This is a genomic window from Paenibacillus sp. S29 (genome assembly GCF_049319765.1).
Classification (GTDB): Bacteria; Bacillota; Bacilli; order Paenibacillales; family Paenibacillaceae; genus Paenibacillus; species Paenibacillus polymyxa_B.
The window spans coordinates 1-479 of sequence record NZ_JBMOUI010000068.1 but is presented as its reverse complement, the minus strand read 5'-3'; the positions used below and the strand labels follow the sequence as shown (position 1 = coordinate 479).

At 54.3% G+C, this 479-nt stretch carries 1 protein-coding gene; it reads left to right on the top strand.

Annotated elements, in window-relative coordinates; genetic code table 11:
* Window positions 1–479: condensation domain-containing protein (locus ACL9RM_RS26500; RefSeq protein ID WP_414126701.1), on the top strand; the 479-nt coding region annotated here is incomplete at both ends.

Below are 479 nucleotides of genomic sequence, written 5' to 3'. Positions count from 1 at the left end.
CAGATGAAGCAGATGGGCGGTTCCGGCGAGACAAAGGCACAAACAGGCTTCTCGATTGCCAATGTGGCACTTGCCGAGCAAACCAACTACGATTTTAACCTGATTGTCGTGCCTGACGAGGATATCTCTATCCTGCTTGAATACAATGCTCTCGTGTATAGCCGGTCTGCCATGCAGCGTATCCAGGGCCATATCGACCATGTCATCGGACAAATTATGGACAATCCGAATATCCGTGTGAATGAGCTGGAATTGGTAACACCGGAAGAACAGGCACAGCTCGTTCAGGTCTGGGGGGATACGGCGGCAGCCTATCCGCAGGATCAAACGCTAAGTGCACTGTTCGAGCAGCAGGCAGCGAAAACACCGGATCAGGTGGCAGTGTTGTGCGGAGCGGAATCGTTGACCTACGCGGAGCTGAATGAGCGCGCGAACCGTTTGGCTCGGACGCTGCGTGCGGAAGGTGTTGAACCGGATCA